Consider the following 22,863-nt stretch of genomic DNA (forward strand, 5'->3'; position numbering starts at 1 on the left):
GTTGCAATGTTAGGAGCATAGTTTTGAACCATCCTAAAGGTCATCGCCACAAAGCGGCATCTGACGAGGCCAAAGCTCCGCAGACCTCGATCATAATCTGGGCAGGCGTTGGTGTGATCGCCCTGCTCGCAGTGATCGGCCAGTGTTCTTCATCAAACACCGGCGGCAGCACAGCCACGGAAGCCTCCAACACGGCGCAGGCGGCAATCAGTGAAGCTATTGCCATACAGGCTCCCCCACCGGTTCTCGCACTCAAGGGTTCCAGCGTCAAAGGTGGCGAAGCGAACCTGAAGAAGGTGGCGGTCGAGGGACTGCCGGGCGAAATGATATATAGTCAGAATTGTTACGATGCACTTGGCCGTCATTTCAGCTGGAATAAACTCGATATTTGCGGCGCATTCGACATGGCTGCCGTTCGTGATCTTGGCGACAGCGATGCCACGGGCTTCGCAAAGGAAACCGCATGGTTCGAGAACGAGACGGCAGCCGGGCGCTATCTCAAGGCCGCTGTCGCGGCAGGCGAGACGGAGGAAAGCGCCGATCAGCGTCTGAGCGATTTACAAGCTAGAATTGTAAAATCATCTGCGGCCGAAAAGCCGGAGCCCATTCCGGCCGACGCTGTCAACGATGAAGAGAACGACTCCGATACCGATTCTTCCGCCGTGATGAACACATAAGCTGGCTACGCAGGATCATAGACGATCTGGCCGATGAGGATTTGCAAGCCTGCGTGAAGTTTTTGGTCCACATCTACAGGGGATGCGCCGATGCAGGTCGCCATCGAGATTGGCAGGCTGGCGCCGGCGGACAATCAGGATGGCATCGCGATATGGAAGCGCGTCGCTCTTTTAGTCAGCGACGCAATGGGGTTTGAAGCCGTCCAGCCCGTGACAGAACATTGATGACCACTAATGTTCGCGCTACCTGCCCGATTGCAATGCGGCCTATATCCAACAATTTATCCGGCGCGGCACGCCGCGCTAACTGGACGAAGATGATCGGCGTATCATCGCTGCCTATTTCGGTGTCTCCGAGGTGACGCTACTTGTGCAAACGAAGATCGAAAGCACGGTCCGATACCTCGGCGTTGATGTGGAGGACGCTTTAACTCTCGCAGAGGGCCCCGAAATCTAAGGCTGGCTCCTCGTCGCTGCGAGGAGCCAGGGTCTGGGCTGCGGCGGTCACGCACCAATCATCAAAATCGCAAAAGCGGAAGGTCTGCTGCCGGGGACGAAAATTTGGCTACTGAATGACCGGGAAGGGTCGTTTTGCCACGCGCCGGATGATGCATAGTGGCTAAGTCGGCGCTGCTGTGCACGACACCTCTCGACAAAAACAGATGTTAAAAAGTCTTGGAGATTCAGCGTTGAAAAGGAAATCGCGCAAAGGCTCATTCTCCGTCGGCCTCAAGTCTAGCGGTGTTCTCGATTGGCGGTGGTCCACGGTATCTCAAGGGTGTGTAGGACAACTACGTCACCGGCGGCGAGATGATTTTTGATGTGCCGTGCTCTGAGATGGCACCACTCCGGCATCTACGCATTCATAGCCGAATGACCGCCTCCATTGCCTTTGTCGGTGCCGGACCGACCACCCTCTATACGCTCAAGGCGTTTGTTGAGCATGCAGCCCGCCCCGCGAGGATCACCATCTTCGAGCAACAGGCGCGCGCTGGTCTTGGTACGCCGTATCGACCGGGGTGGAACGATCCGGCCATGCTTTCGAACATTGCGAGCGTTGAAATCCCGCCGCTGTGCGAGACGCTTCTTGCCTGGCTCAACCGTCAAAGCCGCAAACGGCTCATAAGTTTGGGCATCGATCCCAAGGATATTGATGACCGCGCTTTTTACCTGCGCGTTGCACTGGGGCGATACTTCCTCGACCAGTTCGACAGGCTCGTGGACGAGGCGCGTGATAAGGGGTTCATCATCGATATCCGAACCGGCCGTCGCGTTTTGGATATGTCTGTCCAGGGCAATGGCGTTCAATTGGAGATTGAAGGGGAGGACGAGGATATAGCTGACAATCGTTTCGATTTCGTCGTCATGGCGACTGGCCATCAGTGGCCGGACGAACCCGAAGCGCGGCCTGGCTATTTTCTTAGCCCATGGCCAGCTTCGGCTCTTAAGCGCATCAACGCCGTCAATGTTGGTATTCGCGGCAGCTCTCTCACGGCAATCGACGCGGTCGTCGCCCTGGCTACTGCGCATGGCGCATTCATCGATGGTGCGGATGGCAGCGTTGAATATCGGATCGGGGCGGGTTCGGAAGGACTTAGACTGACGATGATGTCGCGTAAGGGGTTGTTGCCGGAAGCGGATTTCTACCATCCGATACCCTATGAGCCACTGGCCTTTTGTACGCATGAGGCGATCGCAGCACTGATCGAGGCTCAGACCGAGGATCTTCTCGGGCAGGCCTATGCGCTTTTCAAGCAGGAACTGGCGCACGCCGATCCTGCTTATGCCGATCATGTCGGACTGGCCGATCTGGCCTTGAAAGATTTCGCGGAGCGCTTTTTCGCCGACCGCGTAGATGCTGATCCGTTTAAATGGGCGGCCTCAAATTTGCGGGAGGCGCAAGCCAATTTCGACCAACAAATTACGGTGCCGTGGCGCTATGCCATCCTGCGGATGCACGAAGTGCTGGCGCTGATCATCCCGCATCTTGACGAAGAGGCGCTGGAATCCTTCGGCAAGCATTTGAAGCCTGCCTTCGTCGATGAATATGCGAGTGTTCCCCATCTCTCCATCCAGCGGCTCCTTGCTCTTCATCGCGCGGGCCACCTTGAAGTGCTCGCGCTTGGGAATGACTATCGCGTGGAGACACATGGGGTAGATCCCGGCGCCAACGTCGTCATGAACGGAAAGCGGCGCCATTATAACGTGTTCATCGATGCGACTGGCCAACGCCCGCTCGAAGCCGATGATTTCCCATTCCCGACGCTTCTTGAACAAGGCATCGTTCTGGACGCGCAAGATGCAGACGCGGGCGCCACTAAGGGAATCTCGGTGGATGAGACATTCCACCCGGCATCTTCCGATCCGCGCGCGCAACGGCTATTCTGTCTCAGCCTTCCCTTCATCCTGGGCCGTCATCCCTTTGTTCAGGGGATCACCAGTTCGCATGAGATGGGCGGTATCGTTGGGGAGGAACTCGCTCGCATGATTGCTGCCCCTGTTCGGGCTGACGCGGCATGAAATTGTTCGCAATCTATATCGGCGGCGAACATCCTGCCGCTCACATAGAAATTCATGATGTACGGTTCATAGTGGCACCGTCTTTAAAGGCCACGCATGATGCGCTTCGCCGTCAATGGTGGGGTACGCCCGGGACGCTGCATATCGATTGTTGGGCCGAGATCGACCACGTAGACGGCTATGACGTCCTGCTGCGGCCAGACCCATATAAGGGTCGCGAACGACTCTTTTTTGTCAATCTAGGTGGTTACGACCCGGCTGACTTCGCCGAACAGCATCGCAACATGTTCGTTGTCGCCGAAAATGTGACCCAGGCCAAGGCGCGCGCGATGTCAACAATTCCTGCGTGGAAGGAAGGCCATCGCGACGATCTATATGAGGCTGAGAAGGCGTTCGCTCTCAATGAGGTTGTTGGCGAAAAACTTCACATCCACCTGGTCGCCACGCAAACGGCGCGACCACCGAAATTTGCCTGCCGTTACACCCCACTAAAGTAAGAGCATACGAAAACGCCGCCCTGAGGAGGGCGGCGTATCATTCGGCAGAAATCAAAAATTACTTCGTGCCGGTGCCTGGTTCAGAAGTCTTTGGCGCTTTGCCATCTTCTATCCGACCCTCATTGCGCAAATCGCGTCCTTCCTGTGCCTTCTTTTGGCTTTCGGCTGACTTGCCGTGCTCAAACGCCTCTTCCTTGACGTAGCCAGCTGCTTCTTTTGCTTTTCCTTCGATGCTCATCAGTCTCTCCTATGTGACACTGCTTTGATAACGAGCCGAGTTAGTCAGTGTTCCCTTGATTGATTGGAACATGACACACAGGAATTTTAGATTAAATTTTCGCCGATGATCTGGAGTTCGCCGATGATCTGGAGAAAGACCGCCGTTTTGGGCAGGCCTGTCCTTACCGCCCTGTGTCGCAGCGCGAACGCCGCGACGGAACCCAGGGCTATTAAAATCATTACGGCTTCGGCGTAAGTCTGGCCAAACGATTTTAAGGGGGGAATGTGACAAACGACTGGCCTGACGTTTTCCCTGGCGATTCCAAAATGAGTGCAATCATGCGAGCGCATGATTGGAACGCATCGAACTTAGGTCCGCCTGATCGATGGTCCGAAGAACTCAAGGCGTCGCTACGGCTCATGCTCCTGTCTCGGTTTGAGATGTGGCTTGGCTGGGGAGAAGATCTCAACTTCTTCTACAATGACGCCTATATTCCCACTTTAGGGTCCAAACATCCAACAGCGCTGGGTCGGCCCATGTCACAGGTATGGAAGGAAGTCTTTGAGGACGTCCGGGATCGCATTGTCTCAGTCATGCAAGATGGGGTTGCGACCTGGGACGAACAGTTGCTTCTCCTCCTTGAGCGCAACGGCTATCCCGAAGAGACGTATCACACATTTTCTTATAGTCCGCTGATGGGTAGTGGGGGCGCTATCGAAGGTCTGATGTGCGTCGTTCGCGAGGAGACGGACAGGGTTATCAATGAACGGCGCATCAAACAATTGAATGATCTGTCCGCAGCTTTGCTCCGGTCACAAAGTCGATCAGAAGTTATCGGCTCGGTTCGTGCCCAGTTTGGTAATGAAAGCCGGGACTTTCCGTTCGCCAACCTCCAATTGTTCGATTTACCAGACAGTCCCTATCCCGCCATGGGAGACGCGACGCCCTGGCCAGTGACGGCCATTCAGCCAGGCGAAAAGCAGGCGGTGGTCGCACTGGATCGCGCCTCGCGGGATTTGCCGGCCGGACCTTGGGAGATACCGCCACGTGATGCGTTGATCGTCGCGGTGGAACAGCCTGGCGAGGCCCAGGCCATCGGTGCTCTCGTGATGGGCTTAAACCCCTACCGCCTGCTGGATGCAGCAACCCGTGATTTCGCCAACCTTATCGCTGCGCAGATCGCAGGTGCGCTGGGCACCATCGATGCCGTTTCAGCCCAACGACGCGACCGCGATCGACTGTGGTCACTTAGTCAGGACCTGATGCTGGTTTGCGACTTTGATGGCGTCATTCGCTCGGTTAACCCATCAGCGACCCGGCTCTTGGGGTGGCAAGAAGATGAGATGGTTGGACAGGTCCTGGCCGACTTCGTGCATCCCGAAGATTTATCTGCCACGGCCAAGGAAGTCAAAAAGCTGGCTCAGGGTGTCACGACCCTTCTCTTTGAGAACCGTTATCGCTGCCGTGACGGGAGCTATCGACTGCTCGACTGGAATGCGGTGCCTGATGCGGGGCGCATCCACGCCGTGGCACGTGACATAACTCAGGAACGTCAGCTCGCTCGCGACCGGGAACGGATCTGGGCGCTCTCCCCGATCGTGAAGGTGGTGGCGACGACCCAAGGCGTCATCAACGCCGTAAATCCATCCTGGACGAAGACACTCGGATGGAGTGAAGCCGATACCGTCGGTCGCAATCTCCTCGAATTTGTCGCGCAGGACCAGGAAGCTGCGCAGCGTCGATTGACCAAACTGTCGCGGCCCAATGCTGCAGTCGTGGATTCGCAAAGCGTTTTTCGCGCGCAGGACGGCAGCCACCGAAGCTTCGCTTGGACCACTGTACCGGAAGGCGGAATGCTCTATCTGTTCGGCCGGGATATTACCGCCGAAACCGAAGCGGCCAACGCCCTTGCCGCGACTGAGGAGGCGTTGCGCCAGAGCCAGAAGATGGAGGCGGTGGGACAGTTAACCGGTGGCATCGCCCATGATTTCAACAATCTGCTGGCCGGGGTTCTCGGCAATCTGGAATTGCTGGAACTGCGTATTTCCCAAGGCCGCCTGGAGGCGATCGGTCGCCATCTCGAAACTGCGCAAGGCGCTGCAAAGCGGGCTGCTGCGTTGACGCAGAGACTGCTCGCCTTTTCCCGCCGACAGACGTTGGATCCCACAGCCGTCAATGTAAACCGGCTGATTTCTGGCTTGGAAGACCTCATACGCCGCACCGTAGGGCCTTCCATAGAGATTGAAGTGGTTGGATCGGGCGGGTTGTGGATGACATTGGTCGATCGCTACCAGCTGGAAAATGCACTTTTGAATCTATGCATCAATGCGCGAGATGCGATGCCGGATGGCGGACGGCTGACGATCGAAACAGCCAATAAATGGCTAGACGCCCGCATGGCCCGCGAACGAGAGTTACCCCCTGGTCAATATGTGTCGCTATGCGTGAGCGACACCGGAACCGGCATGACCCCTGACGTGATCGCCCGCGCTTTTGATCCGTTCTTCACGACCAAGCCGCTGGGCGAAGGCACGGGTCTTGGTCTTTCGATGATCTATGGCTTCGTAAGACAATCGGGCGGACAGGTACGGATTTATTCGGAAGTCGGCGAAGGCACGACCATGTGCCTATACCTTCCAAGGCATATGGGACCCGCAACTGAGATCGAGCAGGAATTGCGGCCGACGCAGCTTGATGCTGGTGGACATGGGGAGACCGTGCTGGTCGTTGATGACGAGGCCTCCGTTCGCTCGCTCATCGTCGATGTTCTGACCGACGGGGGATATCATGTCATTGAAGCCGCAGATGGTCCCAGCGGTCTAAAGGTGCTTCAGTCTGATCTACGCATCGACCTTCTCATCACGGATGTGGGTTTGCCCGGGGGAATGAATGGCCGTCAGGTCGCAGACGCTGGCCGAGTCGGACGTCCCAAACTCAAGATTTTGTTCATCACTGGCTATGCGGAAAATGCCGTCATCGGCAACGGATTGCTAGAGCATGATATGCATGTGATTACCAAACCCTTCGGAATCGAGGCCATCGCCAGCAAAGTTCGTGAGATGATAGACGAAGGTGACAAACTAGGCAGCCGATCAGCGACCGGCCAATCTGATCCTTAAGGAGCCGCCTTAGCGCGCGTCTTCCCGCTTTTCATTTTTGAACCGGACTTTTTGCCATTGGCGGAACCCGCGACATCATCACGCCGTTAGCTGCCCACCTGTAGGAGAGCGCGTGGTGGAAGACAAGAGGATGGGCCAGAATCCGGAAGCGGATCAACGGCCAGCAGCGACGGGCAGCCTCTATGAGCAGGCCGCTCCGAAATCCAACGCTTCCCCATCCCAGAAAGAACGAACGATGACTGCGCGGGCGCGCGCAGATCGCGACAGGGCGGCGTTGCGTGCAACGGGCCATGGCGATCATCAGGGCGAAGAAGGCTTTTGAGTCGTCTTACCCTCGGACCTGATATGGTTGATGTTAGCGCCGCGGTGGAGAAATGATCGCCTCGCAGGGAATTGGCGAGACCATACTGATGCTGCTCGACGCGCTGGACGCGGGCGATCTGCTCTATCTGGCCGATGACGAGCAGGAGGCCGAAGCAGTAGCTAGTGCGCTCATGTCCTTGGTGCCTGACAATCATGTCGTCTTTCTGCCGTCGAGTGACACCTTGCCCGGTGACGGAGCGCCAGCGTCCCCTTCCAACATCGGGACACGTGTCGCCGCCTTGCGACACCTTCGGCGGCTTGGGGAGGAGTCCAAGCGCCGTCCTCTTGTAACCATCATGAGCGGCGAAGGGGCCGCGCGGCTTTATGCGGCTCCTACTGCCTTCGACGCCGCGCCCCCCAGCTTGCAAGTTGGCGAACCGATCGATCCCATCCAGTTCGTCGCTGAAATGGAACGGCTTGGTTATATCGCCGACGATCGTGTCGACGAACCAGGCGAGGTGGCGGTTCGCGGCGAGGTCATCGACATCTTTCCGGCCGATGCCGGGCTGCCGGCGCGGATCGATATCGCCGATGGGCGGGTCGTTGGCATCCGGCGCTATGATCCAATCACGCAGCGTACGCAGGAGCCGTGCGAGATGCTGGAGATTGGTCGCGCGGCCGAACCAGAGTCGGAGCGGAAAGTCACCATATTAGCCCACCTGCGGCCGGGGCGACTTTACGTCTCGGCAAAGGCCGAACAACGCCGCGCGCGTTTCATTCGGCTGGCCACCGAAGCTGCCGGGAATTCGGGTTCGGCGATCGATGCCGCCTCCCAGTCACTATGGACAAAGGATCTTGCCGCCTGGCGTTCAGGCGATCCGGCAGATTTCGCCATATCGCCCATCCCTCGCTTTGCGGAGCAGCGCTCACCTCTATCGGCGCTGAAGCGCTTCGCGGCACCGCATGTGCAGGATGGTAAGCGTCTGCTGCTGGTTGGCAGCGAGCGGGATGTCCGTTTCCTCCGGCCGAAGATCGCCAGGACGTTCAAGGTTACGGTCGAGACCATCGAAGCGATCGCAGCGGTCGATGAACTTGCGCCGGAAGCGATTGCCGCGCTGGTTGCGTCAATCGACCGGGGCGCTGTTGGCACGAAGCTCTTGATGATCGCGGCCGCCGATCTTCTGGGTAGCCGGGCGTTGATTGGCGAAGCGCAAGACAGCGTTGCCGCTGGGCTTGCCCAGTCGGGCGGCGACATTCGTGCAGGCGATCTCGTGGTGCATGAGGATCATGGCGTCGCGCGTGTGTTGGGCCTGGCGCCGCCTTCAGGCGATGGCGACGCGGAACTGATTGCGCTTGAATATGCCAATGGTGCCCGGCGGCTCGTTCCATGCCAGGAGGCGGGCCTGTTATGGCGTTACGGTGCCGATGGCGATGCGGTGCGGCTCGACAAGCTGGACGGATCGACCTGGCAGAAGCGTCGCGGTGCGATCGACGAGGCGGTGGCGCAGAGCGCGCGCGACCTCCTTCGATTGGCGCGGGAGAGAGCCGATGTCAAAGCCGCCGTCATAGAACCCGATAGCGCCGCTTATGAACGATTTGTGGCCAGCTTCCCTTTCAACGAGACGGCGGATCAGGCCCGGGCGATCCAGGCGGTACGGGACGACCTGGTCAGCGGACGGCCGATGGATCGCCTGGTTATCGGCGATGTCGGCTATGGCAAGACGGAGGTCGCCCTGCGTGCCGCCGCGCTTGCCGCTCTTGCAGGCTATCAAGTCATTTTAGCCGCGCCTACGACGGTTCTCGTTCGGCAACATGTCGAGACGTTCCAGCGCCGCTTTGCCGATACGGGGGTGGTCGTCGCTGGCCTTTCACGCCTTTCCAGCACGGCGGAGAAAAAGGCGGCTAAAGCAGGGCTGGCGGACGGGTCCATCGGCATTGTCATCGGCACCGCCGCAGTCATGGCGAAGGACATTCGCTATGCCCGATTGGGGCTTATCATCATTGACGAAGAGCAGCGTTTTGGCGCGGCTGACAAGGCAAGACTACGGGGACGCACCGACCTTCACCTGCTGGCGATGAGTGCGACGCCAATCCCCAGGACGTTGCACCGCGCGATGATCGGCCTGCAACAGATGTCGGTGATCGCGACGCCACCCGCCCGTCGCCAGCCGATCCGGACGAGCCTTGCCAGCCCCGACGATGCGATGATCAGGACGGCGCTTTTGCGTGAGCGGTCCCGTGGCGGACAAAGCTTTGTCGTCGTGCCCCGCATCGAGGATCTCGCGCCGCTGGCCGAACGGCTGGCGCGGATCGTGCCGGACCTCGCGCTGATCGAAGCGCATGGCAAGATGGCGGTAGCCGCCATCGACGATGCCATGGTTCGCGTTGGTAGTGGCGAAGGCGATGTTCTGCTGGCGACCAACATCATCGAGGCAGGACTGGACGTGCCGCGCGCCAACACGATGATCGTCTGGCGCGCTGACCGCTTCGGCCTCGCCCAGCTTCATCAACTGCGTGGGCGGGTTGGCCGAGGCAATCGCCGGGGTCAGGTCATTTTGCTGACCGAAGCGGGAGAGATTGCGGAACGCACGATGAAGCGGCTGCGAACGTTGGCGACCTATGACCGGCTGGGTGCGGGTTTTGCGATCAGCGCGGCCGATCTCGATCAACGGGGCGCTGGCGATCCGCTGGCCGACACGCAGGCGGGGCATATGAAGCTGATCGGGGTCGATCTCTATCAGCATCTGTTCGAAGCGGCGTTGAAAGAGGCGCGGGATGAAGATGCTGGACTGTGGACACCCGAACTCAACCTGGGCATCGCGGGCGGCTTGCCATCGGACTGGATACCTGATCCCGACATCCGTCTGGGCCTCTATGTCAGGCTTTCGCGGCTTGTCGATGAAGCTGCCCTCAGCGCTTTGGAGGGGGAAATCGCGGATAGATTTGGTCCGCTGCCCTCCGCTGCCGAACGTCTGATCGATGCCAACAGAATTGCTATTTTCGCGCGGGTCGCCGGGATTGCACGCGTCGATGCAGGCCCGGCCGCGATAGCGCTGACGCCGCGCGAAACCGATCGCAAAATGAGCCAATGTGCAGGGCTGTCCGAAAAAAACGGCCGCTGGCTTTTGAAGGCGCAGACCGACGAGGCTGATCGGCTCGCAAGGGTGACCGACCTGCTCGAAAGCATTGGCACTTTGCGGAACTAACGCCCCGGCCTTGCGTCGATCACCCTGATCTGCGGCACTGGGATTGTCGGGCCATCGAGAAGGCGGAATCCATATGAAGATAGCGGTCGTTACAGGCGGTGCTCAGGGCATCGGCAAAGGTATCACACAGGCCCTGTTGACGCAGGGCTGGCGAGTGGCGGTGCTGGACCAGGATGCCGAAGCCGTTCGCGATCTTTCCGATGAAATGCCGACCGACAAGCTGATCGCGATCCGGGCCGACGTCGCCAGCGAGCGCGACGTGGAAAAGGCGTTCGATAAGATTACAGCCTGGAATAAGGCGGCGGAAGAGGTCAAGGGCATCGATCTGCTAGTTTCGAATGCGGGCCTTGCCAATCCGGTCAGCGGTCCGATCGAAAGCCTGGAGCTTAAGAAATGGCAGGCGTGGCAGGACAGCCACGTGACCGGCGCTTTTCTGATGGTGCGCGCTGCCGTCCCGCTCCTGCGCCAGCGCAAAGGCGCGATCGTCATCATGGCATCGACCCGCGCGATCCAGTCAGAGCCCGACACGGAGGCCTATGCGGCGGCCAAGGGTGCGCTCTGCGCTCTGACCCATGCGCTGGCGATCAGTCTTGGCCCAGACATCCGCGTGAACGCCATCTTGCCCGGCTGGATTGAAACGCGCCCCTGGGCCAAGGCACAGGCGCGCGAAGCGGTGGAACATCGCGCAATCGACCGGGATCAGCATCCGGTCGGCCGCGTCGGCGAACCATCCGACATCGCCGCTACCGTCTTGTTTCTGGCGTCGGAGGGCGCGGCTTTCATCACGGGTCAGCAGATCGCCGTCGATGGCGGCATGACCCGCAAGATGATCTACGCCCATTGACGGTTCGTTATCGCACGCGGCCTCGATCTTGTGCGTCAGCGCGCTGGAGGTCGATCATGCGGGCGGCATCCTCAGGCGTCCCGAGGATCAATGGATGCCGCCATTGCGCGATCTGCGCCAATTGGTCGCCAAAGCTGGCGAATGGCGCCCAATTTCCATTTTCCTCCTGAAGCACCGAAGCGCCAGATGCGTGCGCAAGGGCTATTCCCCCCGCGACATCCCAGATGTTGGGCGTGGCGAACCTGGCGACTTGCAAAAGGCCTGCCGCGACGAAAGCGCATTCGATCGCGGCCGAACCTGTCTTGCGCCCATCCCACGGTCCGACGCCAGACTGGCCATGCGGGTCGCCTGCGAGCCGTTTGCGAACGGCGGGGTTGGGCATGCGTGAGACCTGTTCGCCTTCGAACCGCAAACCCACGCCGCCGCCGCTATGATAGACGCCAGGCGTTAGCAAATGACTTGTACTGCACCATAATGCGCCGACGACTGGAACGCCTTGGTACAGTACTCCCACGGATGATGCGAATAAGGGGAAGCCGTTGATGAAGTTGCTGGTCCCGTCGATCGGATCGACCGCCCAGACGAAATCGCTGTCCGGTCCCGGCCGGATAGCCATCTCTTCGCCGATAATGCCATGGTCGGGGAAATGATCTGCCAGATGGCTGCGGATCATCGCCTCGACCCGGCCATCGACTTCGCTTACCGGGTCGCGCATCGAGGCGATGGCGTTGTCATCCCCTTTATATTCTACGGCCATAAGGCTGCCCAGCGTAGCCATGATTTCCCGGCCGCCGATCATGGCCAGTTCGACCGCCACAGCCTCCATGCGGGCAAGCAAGTCCTGTGTTGGCATCAACTCAGCAGGCGGCATCGTCATGTCCCATCATGCTGCTCGGCACCAATATCGTCACCGGCTCGTCGTCCAGCCGTACTTCTACCGTCCATGCGTCGTCAGGCATGTCGATGGGGCGATCGTCGATCCGGGGGCACAGGCCGCTGGCGTGAAGCGTGACGACGCAGCCTGTTTCCAATCGGGCCGGTGGCGGGCCGGAGAAATGTTCGGCCCACCCCACCATGGCGTCGCGATCGGCTTCGCCGACGAGCAGGATGTCGAGCAGCCTATCCTGCGTGTCCGCCCTTGGCGCGAACGGGAGCCGTGGACCGATTGCGCCAATGTTGAGAATTTCGACAAGCAGCCATGGCCCGTCGAAACGGCGGCCATCAATATCGACGCCGCATACAATCGGCGCGGCCGTACGCAGCGTTTCGCGAAAAGCCGCACGTCCATTTTCACGCTTTTCCTCCGGAGTGTCGGGCAACTCATCCACAAGTTCGATGGATTCATTGAGCGCACCAAGACCTACCGCTTCCAGAAAGCCTTTCCGCCCGAACGGTCCGGTAACGCTGCCTACGGTCAGCCGCTTTTCACGCGCATCGTCGAGAGAAACGATAACGTCTTCAATCGATTGACGAATGCCCAACGCCCTTGCGACATTATTGGACCCGCCCATCGGCAGGATCGCAATGGGGATTGACCGGTCGGGTATCTCAGTGGCGACCGAAGCGACGGTTCCATCGCCGCCAGCGGCGATCGCCATTTCCATGCCGTTCATGCCGGATCGAATATCGTCTCGTCCATGTTCGCAATAGCGGATGGCGAAGCCAGCCTCTTCCAATTGACCCATGAGCGACCGGATCGGCTCGGGCTTTGTTCCCGCATTGGGACTATGGACCAGGAGCGCCTTCACGCGAAATATCTGCCATTCAGCCTGTATCGCGTCGCCAACATATCGATCATAGTTGCGCGCCAAATTCTTCCAAAGCAGCTGTGACGACTTCGACCTTTGCATTGTCCTGCAAATCGATCGACACCGTGATACCGCCAGCAAGAGGGACATCGTCCCTTTCGTCCTGATCGACCGTGTCGCTATCTGCGCCTCCGGTCCGGTTGCCCGCGCTGTTGTCTGGTCCGGATGCCGCCACGAAAATATCGGTGCGTTCGATGCCGATTTCCTGGACCAGCCGTTCCACGGCCATGTCCGCCTGGTCCCGGCTATCGAATGTGCCTGTCAATGTGGTGCTCATGGTGATCCTTTGCTTAGGGCTTGGAATCGGCGCGATCGGCCTCTGGATAATCTTCCGGTTTTACCGTGCCGACGGAGGGACGATCGTCGACATCCTCCTGCGACTTGCCGCCCCCTGTGCGGGGATCGGGATCATCGCCATTGGGTCGAACGTCTCCGGCAGGCCCGCGACGGGGCAGTTCGTCCGATTGACCCTTTTCAGGGTCGAGACCATTTTCGTTTCCAGGCATGATCCTGATCCTTCCGCAACATGAGGGTCGGAGGTGATGCCCCGCCTTTGCATGAAGCGCCGATCAAGCGATCGGTTGCATGTCTTCTACCTTTATTGCAGGAACCACATGCCGCATGGACAGTTGTAATGGAACATATCAAGAACGATGAGGCCATCATGACCGACCATCTCCATAATCCCAAACTCGATGAGCACCCGGCTTCGAACGCGGAAAAAGATCCAGCCAATTGGGTGTCCGGCAATGAACCCATCACCGGCGCACAGGCGTCCTATCTGGCGACTTTGTGCGAAGAAGCGGGTGTGGAATTGCCGACCGGCGACCTAACCAAAGCAGATGCATCGCGGCAGATCGATGAAATGAAGGCGAAGCTTGGGCGAGAGTGAAAGCTTTGGGGTTGGATCATTTTCGATGGTTCGTGACGCAAGTCGCTCACCATGATCGAACTTGTATGGAGCAAGCCAAGCCTGCCACAGTGTCATGTTCAATCCAGCCAAGTTGATGTCGATCAGCCAGATTTTCCAATAGAGTATTGGACCGATCCGACATTCACGCGTTGTCCGCTCATACCCGGAGACAGCCGCCGAACGATCGGAATGCTCCGTGCGGACATCATAAGAATGACTGGAGAATGCCCATGGCGATGGCGACAGACGATGCCCCACCGACGACATCGAAATTGAATGAAGAACGTGCGAGTGGGATCGCGGCAGTGTCCCAAATCAGCGGCGACGACCTGATAGGGCGCTCGGTCACGATCAACCGCCCTCGCGACGAACTCTTCGCCTATTGGCGCGATTTTTCCAATCTGCCATCATTCATGGACAATGTCGAACGGATCGACATCCTGTCCAATACGACCTCGCATTGGGTGGTGAAGGCTCCGGCCGGACGCACCGTGGAATGGGACGCGACCGTTACGGAAGAGAAGGCTGGCGAGTTAATCGCTTGGACTTCTGCCGAAGACGCCGATGTCCCCAATAGCGGCCGCATCGAATTTCGCGATGCAGGCGCGCGTGGCACCATCGTCACGGCAACCATAGCCTATGATCCACCCGTTGGTGTGGTGGGCAAGGTGATCGCCAAGCTGTTCCAGCGCGAACCCGCTATCCAGGCGCGACGCGATCTGCGCCGTTTCAAGCAATTGATGGAGACGGGCGAGGTCGCAACTGCAGCCTTTACCCAAAAGCAACGCGACGAGGAGAGAGCCTGATGCGCGCGCTCACATGGCACGGCAAGCATGACGTCCGGGTCGATACGGTGGACGATCCGGAAATCCTCAACCCGCGAGATGCGATCATCAAGATCACGTCGACAGCGATCTGCGGCTCAGACCTGCATCTTTATGACGGCTATATTCCCACCATGCAGGCGGGCGACATCCTCGGCCATGAATTCATGGGCGAAGTCGTCGAAACCGGTCCCAAGTCCACTTTGCAAAAGGGACAGCGGGTCGTGGTGCCCTTCACCATCGCCTGCGGCAGTTGCTATCATTGCGGCAAGCATCAATATTCCGCCTGCGACAATGGCAATCCGGCCGACAACCAGGACATCGGCCAGGAAATGTATGGCCAGCCGATGTCGGGCCTGTTCGGATACAGCCATTTGACCGGCGGCTATGCAGGGGGCCAGGCCGAATATGTCCGCGTACCCTTCAGCGATGTGGGACCGATCGTCGTGCCGGACGGGCTCGAAGATGACGAAGTGCTGTTTCTGTCGGATATACTGCCGACCGGCTGGCAGGCGGCAGAGAATGCGGACATCGAACCGGGCGACACGGTGGCGGTGTGGGGCTGTGGTCCGGTGGGGCTTTTTGCGGTCCAGTCCGCTTTCATGATGGGCGCGCACCGCGTCATCGCGATCGACCATTTCCCGCATAGGCTGGAACTGGCGAAAAAATTTGGCGCGGAGACGATCAATTTCGAGGAATCGAAGACCTACGAAGCGTTGATGGAAATGACCGGCGGGATCGGGCCTGATGCGGTGATCGACGCGGTAGGCCTGGAAGCCCATGGTTTCTTTGTCGATAATGTGATCGATCAGATCAAAGCATCGCTGTTTCTGGGGACCGATCGCACCCATTCTATCCGGCAGGCCATTCATGCCTGTCGCAAGGGTGGGCGCGTGTCGATGCCAGCCGTCTATGGCGGTTTCGTGGACAAGTTTCCCTTGGGTGCCTTCATGGAGAAGGGGCTGACCCTCAAGACCGGCCAGACGAGCGTACAGCATTATATGCCCGCCCTGCTCAATGCAATTCTTGAGGGGAAGATCGATACAACCTTCCTGATCTCGCATCGCATGGGGCTGGAAGATGCGCCCAAGGGCTACAAGATGTTTCACGACAACCAGAATGAAGTGACCAAGATCGTGCTGAAGCCCGGTCTTGCCGCCGCAGCGCAATAGGAGAGACAAACGTGGCCAATAAATTTGCGATTGTCACCGGTGCCTCCACTGGCATCGGCTTCGAACTTGCCTCCATCGCTGCAGAAAATGGCTATGATTTGCTGGTCGTTGCCGACGAACCGCTGATCGACGCCGCTGCGCAGGATTTCAAGCAGCATGGCGTCGAGGTTATGGCAGTCGAGGCCGATCTTGCAACATTGCAAGGCGTGGATACGCTCCTGGCCGCGTCCAATGGCCGACAAGTCGATCTGCTATGTGCGAATGCCGGGCGCGGGCTGGGTCACGCTTTTCTCGATCAGGATGTGAGCGACTGGCGGCGCGTGATAGACACGAACATCACCGGCACTCTGTATCTGCTGCAACAGGTTCTGAAAGCGATGGTGGCTCGTAACGACGGCAAGGTGTTGATCACCGGATCGATCGCAGGTTTCATTCCAGGTAGCTTCCAGGCTGTTTATAATGGCAGCAAGGCGTTCGTGGACAGCTTTGCCGACGCGATCCGTAACGAGATCAAGGATAGCAAAGGCGTCACCGTCACAACCCTGATGCCAGGGCCGGTCGAGACGGAATTTTTCGATCGCGCCGATATGCTCGACACTAGCGTGGGATCATCCGACAGCAAGAGCGATCCTGCCGACGTAGCGCGCGATGGCTGGGATGCGCTTATGAAGGGCGAAGCGCATATCGTATCCGGGTGGAAGAACAAAGTGCAGGCGGCCGTCGCGCATGTGACGCCCGCGGCTATCTTGGCGGAACAGCATCGAAAGATGGCGGAACCGGGATCGGCCGATGAAGGCTAGAACGCCCTAGGCAAACCTATCGCTTTTGCTCGGTAGACGACGGGACTAGAAGCTGCGCTCCCTTTTCCGCTGAAGAAAATCGATCTACCACATCATCGGATTCACTAAGATGGGTAGTCGGAATTAGAGAGAGGCTGGTCATCCCATCTTTGCTCGCATAATGTTTAGAAGAGATCCGTTGTTACAGCTCAAATCGATGGGGTCTGCAAACGTCGAATTGCGGTAGCCAGCCTTCGCACCGCCGCATCCAAACAAGGTAATTCAGTGGATTGCCGCCAGAACCGGACGTTAAGCAGCCGGGATACAAAAATCCGCTCCTGAATGTCGTATTAGGGTCGACTCGCGACCCGACTCCTTATCGACGCCGCCAGAACAGGAACGCCTGCCCCTGGGACATTTCTACCGGTCGTGGGGAGTACGTCGATGGCCGGTTTTGTCTTGCAAGCCGACATGCAATGGGCCGATCGTCAGCGCAGAACGACAGTGCGTGCGCTGCTTGCTCATGGGCAGCTTTAGGATGGGCATCGAGGTCCTCAAGGGCCCGAGCTACGCGCAGGCCCAGGCGGTCTGGTAGCCGAGGGCCTTCAAGACGATGGGCGATGCCGATCCGGTCAGCATCCCGCTTCCGAAACTGTACCTGTGCCTTGTCACCGCGCCCGGCTATGCACAGTCCTGCCGGATGCACGCGACACTTTAAACACGGCGCGGCGGGCGCTTTTCAGCGCTCCGGCAGCCAAGCCACAGCTCGTGCCCGATGGCATCGCGCGCCGAAGGCTCGCTCCGCGTCTCGCAGTATTGAGGGCGGCGTCAGATGCATCGGCGGCAGCAGTTGCCCTGACACGATTGCGCCAATATCGTGGCAGGACCTTCTGGCGGAGCACTTTGTGGACGGCATTGACGACCTGCGGCAGTTCGAGAATGAGGCGGACACCGCGATTGCCGCGATGCCGATCATGGCGCTTCCCGCCCGGGCGGTCTTGGCGGGACTGCATTATTTCCTCTGGGTCACCCAGCATGCAGGCCTGCTCGACCTGGACCCGCAACCGGGGGTTTCCGAGACCGCGATACGGCGCATGGGATACCTGCTGCCGCTATTGGTGCGGCGCCAGGCCGAACCCTTTGGAGCCTCAGCCCGCGACGCTCTGGACGGATTCTTGGAAGCGGATCCCACGGGCGAGCAGATGGCGCAGCTGCTGAGCTACGCGCATTTCAGCGAGTTCATGCCGGAGGCCCACAAGAAATACTATACGGTCACGACCATCAGGGAGGGGTTTCGCCTCGTCCTGCGCAGCGAATGGTTTGAGCAGATGCAGGCGCGCGATATCCTGCTCAGCGAGCTTGCGCTCGTGTTCCCGTTCCCGGCGAAGAAGGAGCTGGATCCTGTCCTGCGCGAGATCGTGCGGGATCTCCCGGATGCGAACTGGGACCTGGTCGGCCCGTTGCTGGGCCGCAAGATCGAAGCGCTGCTCTTCTCGCTCGCCGAGCCCAACCTCGTCGCGCCCGAAGGCATGGAGCGCATCTTCGGGTCGGGATATTCGGGATTCTATCGCATTCGCGCAGCGATCCTCGCCTATGCCGAGCTGGCGCTCGAGATATCGATGATCCTCGGGGCGACGTCCAACCGCGAAAATGACGGGAAGGGCATCTCCGACGAGACCCTCGAATGGATCTCGTGCAACGTCGAGGCAGAGTGGTTTGTCGGGCTGATCGCGAGGCTGTCGGCCGCCGAGCCCGGGGATGTCGAGCGCTTCATCCGATTTTTCTGCGTTGATTTCCGGCAATCGCCAGCGCGCCACAACGGCGGGGATGGCCTGTTCCCGCCCTTCGCGCGCTTCGAGAAGAGCTACGTCTTCTCGCCGATCCTAGTCTTGAACTTCCTCCATCTCCGCAATGCCGTCTTCGCCTTCTCCACGCTGGATGCCCGTACCTATGCGAACCACGTCTCCCACGAGCTGGAGCCGGTGCTCATCAGCCAGGCAATCGAGTTCCTGCGGCGGAGCCATCCCTGGTTCCTCCGACCGGGCTACGATTATGCGGGTGGGGAAATCGACCTCGTCGTCGCTGGCGAGACCGGGCCTGTGCTGCTCATCCAGGCCAAGGGGACGCTACCACCGCAGGGGGCTCGCCTGACGGAGCGACTGGCCGATCGCATTCGCGAAGGCATCGGCCAAGTGGAGAAGTTCCGCGCACTGGAGGTAACCGAGCAGGAAGCTATCGCGAGTGCCGCCGTCGGGCGGCCTGTTGCGGTGGCTGACATCCGGCACGGCATCCTCGCTCGGTCGTGCTTCGGTGCACCCGAGATCTTCGATCCCGCGCTAGGGATCGCGCGGATCACGCTGCCGCTCCTGTCGCTTGCGCTCGGCGAGATGCGTGCCCGAGGGGAGCTGGCGGACATAGATGCGCTCCTCCTTCACCTGGAAGGGATCGAGCTGCGCTATTTCGTGGAAGCCGACCCGCGGTGGGAAGAAGGAGCGTTCTCGCTGGCGGGCCGGCACCTGCACGTGCCGTTGTTCAAGTACGATCAGGACATGGTAGACATGGTTCGCGCACAATCGTGGGAATGCTCGTTTATTGAGGAGCCGAACGGCGGGCCCGATTGATCGGCGAGCTTGATCCATTTCGGCCTGGCGCATGCATGTGCGCCATGCAGGAACGATAAATCAAATTTCAAGAGATCGACCGCCACTGAGACGTCGTTCGCGACTTCGTTGGTGCGGATGTGGCGGCGCTCCCTTTTAAGAGACGGTTCGCTCGGAACAGGCGATGGCAGCTTCCGTCGATACCTGACGTTGGTTAGCGCGGTCCTAAGCGACTATCTTGATCGGTAACGGCACGTGCAACCTGCGATTTTCTGGCCATCCCAGACGATGCCCTAAGAAGCTAGCTTCCTCGACAACCAGCCATTGTGACTCAATTGGACACCGGTCGCGTTGAAAAATAATTGTCGCATTCGGTCTCTATCGGCCGCCTGAAAAATTTAAAAAGAGTGACAATATCTTGACCGCCATCAGGTTCTGACGGACATCGGATCGAGCTATTTTTTCAATCAAAGATCGGTATAGCCTGCATGGATGCCCCAGCGGACGTCACCGCCGTTCCCGTCATCTACAAGATTCTGGGTATGAGCAATGACGATCAATTAGCGCCTTTGGTCGACACGCTTACGCAGACGCCTCTCAGCATACTTAAGATCTGCCGGGCCTATGAACGGCACGCCCCGAATCACAGTCGGTATACCGATCAGATCGGCGATGAGATTTACCGCCTTGGCCAGAAGGCACTGAATATCACGGATGGTAGCCGCCCTTCGTATCAACGCATGATCGACGCGTTATGCAAACAGCTGGGGTCGCCTGCCCAGGAGGACGAGCTGGCCGACGACGAGACAGCTCTACTCAATGTCTTTACGTCGCAACGTCTCTCGTCGATCCCGACCGACAAGCAGCAAGCAGCCGTGAACGAGGCTCGTCAAGCAGCTGCCGAGGGTGCCCGCAGTTTTTTGAGCGCCGCAGAATGGCCTCCTCTGGCCGCCTGCCTTTTGCAAATCGCTTTCCTACGCGGGACGCATACTGAAGTTGCGCGCGCGAGTAAGGGAACCAAGGCGGTAAACTCGACACCAGCGCCTATCAGTAACGCTGAGGCTTTGGTCATCAGTAATGATAGTGGAACACCTGTCCTAACGCTTGCCCAGATCAGTCCACCGGATTCGGAAGCTGGATGGCGTAAGGTCAGCAAGGATGACACCGGCATTAGCCGGTTAAATCCCCTTTTGCAGGTGGTACCTGGCATGGCGATGGCCGTAGAGGTTGGGACCAGCAATTACATGAATGTGATTGTCCCGGCTGGAACCAAATTGGTGGAGAGCGTCAAGCACGGGGGCCTTATCGGCACACTCCGCAAAATCGGCACGAACGAACTCGCCGGAGCCACCAAACTCGATGTCGGGAAGCTTTCGGCCCTGGCCACTTCCGGCGCGGCTCTCAATATCGCATCTGCTGTGTTGGCGCAAAAACATCTCGCCGACATCAGCGAGAAGCTCTCGGACATCAAGGAAGCCATCGAGGATGTCGCTACGTTTCAAAAAAACGAGCGTCGATCGGTCCTGACAGGATCGATCCGCTACTTTGAACAGATTGCTGGGTCAGTGCTGTCCGGAGAGCTCTCGGATGAGGTGGTTCACGTCATTGAAATGCACGAGACCAAGCTGCTGGAGGTGCAGGACCATCTTGCCATCGACATCCGCAGCCAAACCGAAGCCCTGAAGATCCTGAAAGATGAGGAGTGGGTCCGACAGGGTAAGTATATAAAGGCGTTGGATGAGCAGCAGTCAGCGCTGGACAAACTCTATCGCGAAATGCTGCTATGCTTACGCGCGCGCGCTTGTGGCTGGCAGCTCTTCTCTGCCTTCCCCGGCCGAGAACAGCGTAAATGGGATCGGCTTCAGGATATCAGAGCCTCTGTACTAGCCTTGCTGCCGCAGGGTGAGGCAGCCGTTGCGCTGGACCAAATCCTCCGCGAGAAAATCAAAGCCGTCACCAGTGCTACTGAACGCTCCAAAATTTTGCGCAACGAAAACGCTGTGTTGGACCGCATCTCCGCTCAAAGCGCGATTGTGTTCGATGGCCTCCAAACAATCGGCACGGATATCTCCACTCACGACGCCCCCCTCTCGATAGATTTGAAAATTGAAGATGGGGTCATCGTAGCAACGCGTATGCGTTGAGCTGCAAGCAACTCCTCCAATTTTCTGGAGCTGAACAAGGCATCATGAGGAGCCCGGCTGCCAGTTCTCGGAAGGAAGAACGGTAGGTGTTGGCAAGAGCCGACATTTCCAGCACTGCAACGGAACGGCCTAAGCTGGTCGCGAGCTGCCAGCAAATTCACGCCAAATCTGAACTTGAGTGACTCGAACAGCCGCCGAAATGCCTCGAAAATGACTGGGGGTATGTTAGGGGGTATCAGACCATTTGACTTTTCAAAGTTACCTCAATACAGGGATTTTCCGGTGCTATTCGATGACTGTAAGCGCACCATTACCTCCTCCGTCAGTATCCACATCGGGTTGAAAAACGACGGAAATCTGCTAAAAATTCGCGCTTTCTGGCTAGGTGCGTTTGTCGCCGTCCATGCCTGTCCGTTCCGTTCCCCATTGGGGGTATCGGAAAGGGGTATGAGGCCAAAGCGTGACACGCGATACCACCAGGAAGCGGACGAGGCAGATGGGATGGTCGGCAGATGGCGCTTTCAGACACGAGAATCAGGGGCTAAAGCCTCAGGACAAGCCATACAAGGTCGCTGACGAGCGCGGCCTTTTCCTCCTGATCAGCCCGAATGGCAGCCGACTATAGAAATTGAAATTTTGGATCGACGGACCCGATGCCCAAGGACGGTCCAAGAAGGTCGAAAAGCTATTCTCTCGTGGCGCTTATCCGGATGTTTCTTTAAAGAGAGCCCGTATACTGCGAGCCGAAGCGCGGGAGGTGCATGCTGCTGGCTTGGACCCCGCTCTATGATGGTATTGTCATTACATCCAAGAATATAAGCGTCTAGCTATCCAGCGATGCGCGTGCTGCGCGTCCCGCGCGGGCGGGGGATAAAACTACGTCGAATTGTCCGGTCTAACGACTGGTAGGCGGGCGTGACGGGCGAAAATCTTGATCGATCTTGCGCATCCTGCGGTTGCGACGCTTATTTTCTTGCTGAATATCATCAGCAAAAGTTACTTTAGCCTTCAATTTTACATCTCGACAAGAATGGAGTGGCACGCCATGTCGCGATAATAGATTGAAATTTGACGCTACATCGGCGTTACATGCGGGGGGGTTTTAATGATTGGCGGGACTATGATATCGGCGCGTCGCTGGACCCTGGCGCTTGGCACCAGCGTCGCCGCCCTGGCAACCGCTTCCGCCTCTCCCGTATGGGCGCAATGCGCGCCGTCTCCGGCCGTAGCGGACAGT

The 22,863-nt window shown here is 58.6% G+C and carries 20 protein-coding genes and 1 pseudogene; 16 read left to right on the forward strand and 5 right to left on the reverse strand.

The annotated features are described in order from the left end of the window. Positions 1-23: 23 nt before the first annotated feature. From U5A89_RS06920 to U5A89_RS06940, 5 genes and pseudogenes are all read left to right on the forward strand, one after another. Positions 24-677: a hypothetical protein gene (locus U5A89_RS06920; RefSeq protein ID WP_338160458.1), complete on the forward strand. Its 654-nt coding sequence runs from the start codon at positions 24-26 to the stop codon at positions 675-677. 90 nt (positions 678-767) lie between these two features. Next, positions 768-902, forward strand: coding sequence for a hypothetical protein (locus tag U5A89_RS06925; protein WP_325420111.1), 135 nt, complete (start codon positions 768-770; stop codon positions 900-902). Between the two features lie 139 nt (positions 903-1,041). After that, a pseudogene (locus U5A89_RS06930) lies at positions 1,042-1,134 on the forward strand (tyrosine-type recombinase/integrase); the annotation flags it as partial. A gap of 416 nt (positions 1,135-1,550) precedes the next feature. Continuing rightward, on the forward strand, positions 1,551-3,197 hold the full coding sequence (locus U5A89_RS06935; protein WP_338160459.1) for an FAD/NAD(P)-binding protein: 1,647 nt from the start codon (positions 1,551-1,553) through the stop codon (positions 3,195-3,197). Continuing rightward, a complete protein-coding gene (locus tag U5A89_RS06940) occupies positions 3,194-3,694 on the forward strand; it encodes a DUF1543 domain-containing protein (protein WP_338160460.1) in 501 nt (166 codons plus the stop codon). The genes U5A89_RS06935 and U5A89_RS06940 overlap by 4 nt, the downstream gene beginning before the upstream one ends. A 58-nt stretch (positions 3,695-3,752) precedes the next feature. On the opposite strand, the gene U5A89_RS06945 is transcribed toward U5A89_RS06940, so the two are convergent. Then, complete coding sequence (locus tag U5A89_RS06945; RefSeq protein WP_338160461.1) at positions 3,753-3,932, reverse strand: hypothetical protein; 180 nt, start codon at positions 3,930-3,932, stop codon at positions 3,753-3,755. A 401-nt stretch (positions 3,933-4,333) separates the two neighbouring features. Here U5A89_RS06945 and U5A89_RS06950 point away from each other — a divergent pair, with 401 nt between their 5' ends. The 4 genes from U5A89_RS06950 (at position 4,334) to U5A89_RS06965 (ending at position 11,386) form a co-directional block, all read left to right on the forward strand. Beyond that, a complete protein-coding gene (locus U5A89_RS06950; protein WP_445190690.1) occupies positions 4,334-7,033 on the forward strand; it encodes a hybrid sensor histidine kinase/response regulator in 2,700 nt (899 codons plus the stop codon). Positions 7,034-7,148: 115 nt separating this feature from the next. Further along, positions 7,149-7,355 carry a hypothetical protein gene (locus tag U5A89_RS06955; RefSeq protein WP_338160463.1) on the forward strand — a complete coding sequence of 69 codons (207 nt, stop codon included), beginning with the start codon at positions 7,149-7,151 and terminating at the stop codon, positions 7,353-7,355. A gap of 52 nt (positions 7,356-7,407) precedes the next feature. Next, positions 7,408-10,542 carry a DEAD/DEAH box helicase gene (locus U5A89_RS06960; protein ID WP_338160464.1) on the forward strand — a complete coding sequence of 1,045 codons (3,135 nt, stop codon included), beginning with the start codon at positions 7,408-7,410 and terminating at the stop codon, positions 10,540-10,542. A gap of 73 nt (positions 10,543-10,615) precedes the next feature. Further along, positions 10,616-11,386 carry an SDR family oxidoreductase gene (locus tag U5A89_RS06965; protein ID WP_338160465.1) on the forward strand — a complete coding sequence of 257 codons (771 nt, stop codon included), beginning with the start codon at positions 10,616-10,618 and terminating at the stop codon, positions 11,384-11,386. A 7-nt stretch (positions 11,387-11,393) separates the two neighbouring features. Here the strand turns inward: U5A89_RS06965 and U5A89_RS06970 are convergent, their stop codons facing one another. Genes U5A89_RS06970 through U5A89_RS06985 form a run of 4 tightly spaced genes read right to left on the reverse strand, consistent with a single transcriptional unit; the run spans position 11,394 to position 13,700 of the window. Further along, entirely contained in the window at positions 11,394-12,263 is an 870-nt protein-coding gene (locus U5A89_RS06970) for an inositol monophosphatase family protein (RefSeq protein WP_338160466.1), read from the reverse strand. Beyond that, the gene (locus tag U5A89_RS06975; protein ID WP_338160467.1) at positions 12,244-13,134 is read right to left on the reverse strand and encodes a diacylglycerol/lipid kinase family protein; all 891 of its coding nucleotides are present in this window, start codon (positions 13,132-13,134) and stop codon (positions 12,244-12,246) included. The genes U5A89_RS06970 and U5A89_RS06975 overlap by 20 nt, the downstream gene beginning before the upstream one ends. 46 nt (positions 13,135-13,180) lie before the next feature. Continuing rightward, positions 13,181-13,471 carry a hypothetical protein gene (locus U5A89_RS06980; RefSeq protein ID WP_338160468.1) on the reverse strand — a complete coding sequence of 97 codons (291 nt, stop codon included), beginning with the start codon at positions 13,469-13,471 and terminating at the stop codon, positions 13,181-13,183. A 13-nt stretch (positions 13,472-13,484) separates the two neighbouring features. Then, positions 13,485-13,700, reverse strand: a complete 216-nt coding sequence (locus tag U5A89_RS06985; RefSeq protein WP_338160469.1) for a hypothetical protein — start codon at positions 13,698-13,700, stop codon at positions 13,485-13,487. A 158-nt stretch (positions 13,701-13,858) separates the two neighbouring features. Here U5A89_RS06985 and U5A89_RS06990 point away from each other — a divergent pair, with 158 nt between their 5' ends. From U5A89_RS06990 to U5A89_RS07020, 7 genes are all read left to right on the forward strand, one after another. Beyond that, on the forward strand, positions 13,859-14,086 hold the full coding sequence (locus U5A89_RS06990) for a DUF3072 domain-containing protein (RefSeq protein WP_338162964.1): 228 nt from the start codon (positions 13,859-13,861) through the stop codon (positions 14,084-14,086). Between the two features lie 251 nt (positions 14,087-14,337). Beyond that, positions 14,338-14,913: an SRPBCC family protein gene (locus tag U5A89_RS06995; protein WP_338160470.1), complete on the forward strand. Its 576-nt coding sequence runs from the start codon at positions 14,338-14,340 to the stop codon at positions 14,911-14,913. Then, a complete protein-coding gene (locus U5A89_RS07000) occupies positions 14,913-16,103 on the forward strand; it encodes a zinc-dependent alcohol dehydrogenase (protein WP_338160471.1) in 1,191 nt (396 codons plus the stop codon). Before U5A89_RS06995 ends, U5A89_RS07000 begins: the two co-directional genes overlap by 1 nt. Positions 16,104-16,114: 11 nt before the next feature. Next, complete coding sequence (locus U5A89_RS07005) at positions 16,115-16,903, forward strand: SDR family NAD(P)-dependent oxidoreductase (protein ID WP_338160472.1); 789 nt, start codon at positions 16,115-16,117, stop codon at positions 16,901-16,903. A gap of 884 nt (positions 16,904-17,787) precedes the next feature. Next, the gene (locus tag U5A89_RS07010; RefSeq protein ID WP_338160473.1) at positions 17,788-19,503 is read left to right on the forward strand and encodes a hypothetical protein; all 1,716 of its coding nucleotides are present in this window, start codon (positions 17,788-17,790) and stop codon (positions 19,501-19,503) included. A gap of 467 nt (positions 19,504-19,970) precedes the next feature. Next, positions 19,971-21,626 (forward strand): hypothetical protein, encoded by a 1,656-nt coding sequence (locus tag U5A89_RS07015; RefSeq protein ID WP_338160474.1) that lies wholly within the window; start codon positions 19,971-19,973, stop codon positions 21,624-21,626. Between the two features lie 628 nt (positions 21,627-22,254). Continuing rightward, positions 22,255-22,416, forward strand: coding sequence for an integrase arm-type DNA-binding domain-containing protein (locus tag U5A89_RS07020; RefSeq protein ID WP_338160475.1), 162 nt, complete (start codon positions 22,255-22,257; stop codon positions 22,414-22,416). Positions 22,417-22,863 lie beyond the last annotated feature (447 nt).

The sequence above is a fragment of the Sphingobium sp. HWE2-09 genome (assembly GCF_035989265.1).
Lineage (GTDB): Bacteria > Pseudomonadota > Alphaproteobacteria > Sphingomonadales > Sphingomonadaceae > Sphingobium.

Coding starts and splice junctions, on each gene's coding strand:
- U5A89_RS06925 (WP_325420111.1), top strand. CDS start 768: ATGCAGGTCGCCATCGAGATTGGCAGGCTGGCGCCGGCGGACAATCAG.
- U5A89_RS06935 (WP_338160459.1), top strand. CDS start 1,551: ATGACCGCCTCCATTGCCTTTGTCGGTGCCGGACCGACCACCCTCTAT.
- U5A89_RS06940 (WP_338160460.1), top strand. CDS start 3,194: ATGAAATTGTTCGCAATCTATATCGGCGGCGAACATCCTGCCGCTCAC.
- U5A89_RS06945 (WP_338160461.1), bottom strand. CDS start 3,932: ATGAGCATCGAAGGAAAAGCAAAAGAAGCAGCTGGCTACGTCAAGGAA.
- U5A89_RS06950 (WP_445190690.1), top strand. CDS start 4,334: ATGCTCCTGTCTCGGTTTGAGATGTGGCTTGGCTGGGGAGAAGATCTC.
- U5A89_RS06960 (WP_338160464.1), top strand. CDS start 7,408: ATGATCGCCTCGCAGGGAATTGGCGAGACCATACTGATGCTGCTCGAC.
- U5A89_RS06965 (WP_338160465.1), top strand. CDS start 10,616: ATGAAGATAGCGGTCGTTACAGGCGGTGCTCAGGGCATCGGCAAAGGT.
- U5A89_RS06970 (WP_338160466.1), bottom strand. CDS start 12,263: ATGACGATGCCGCCTGCTGAGTTGATGCCAACACAGGACTTGCTTGCC.
- U5A89_RS06980 (WP_338160468.1), bottom strand. CDS start 13,471: ATGAGCACCACATTGACAGGCACATTCGATAGCCGGGACCAGGCGGAC.
- U5A89_RS06985 (WP_338160469.1), bottom strand. CDS start 13,700: ATGCCTGGAAACGAAAATGGTCTCGACCCTGAAAAGGGTCAATCGGAC.
- U5A89_RS06990 (WP_338162964.1), top strand. CDS start 13,859: ATGACCGACCATCTCCATAATCCCAAACTCGATGAGCACCCGGCTTCG.
- U5A89_RS06995 (WP_338160470.1), top strand. CDS start 14,338: ATGGCGATGGCGACAGACGATGCCCCACCGACGACATCGAAATTGAAT.
- U5A89_RS07000 (WP_338160471.1), top strand. CDS start 14,913: ATGCGCGCGCTCACATGGCACGGCAAGCATGACGTCCGGGTCGATACG.
- U5A89_RS07015 (WP_338160474.1), top strand. CDS start 19,971: ATGGATGCCCCAGCGGACGTCACCGCCGTTCCCGTCATCTACAAGATT.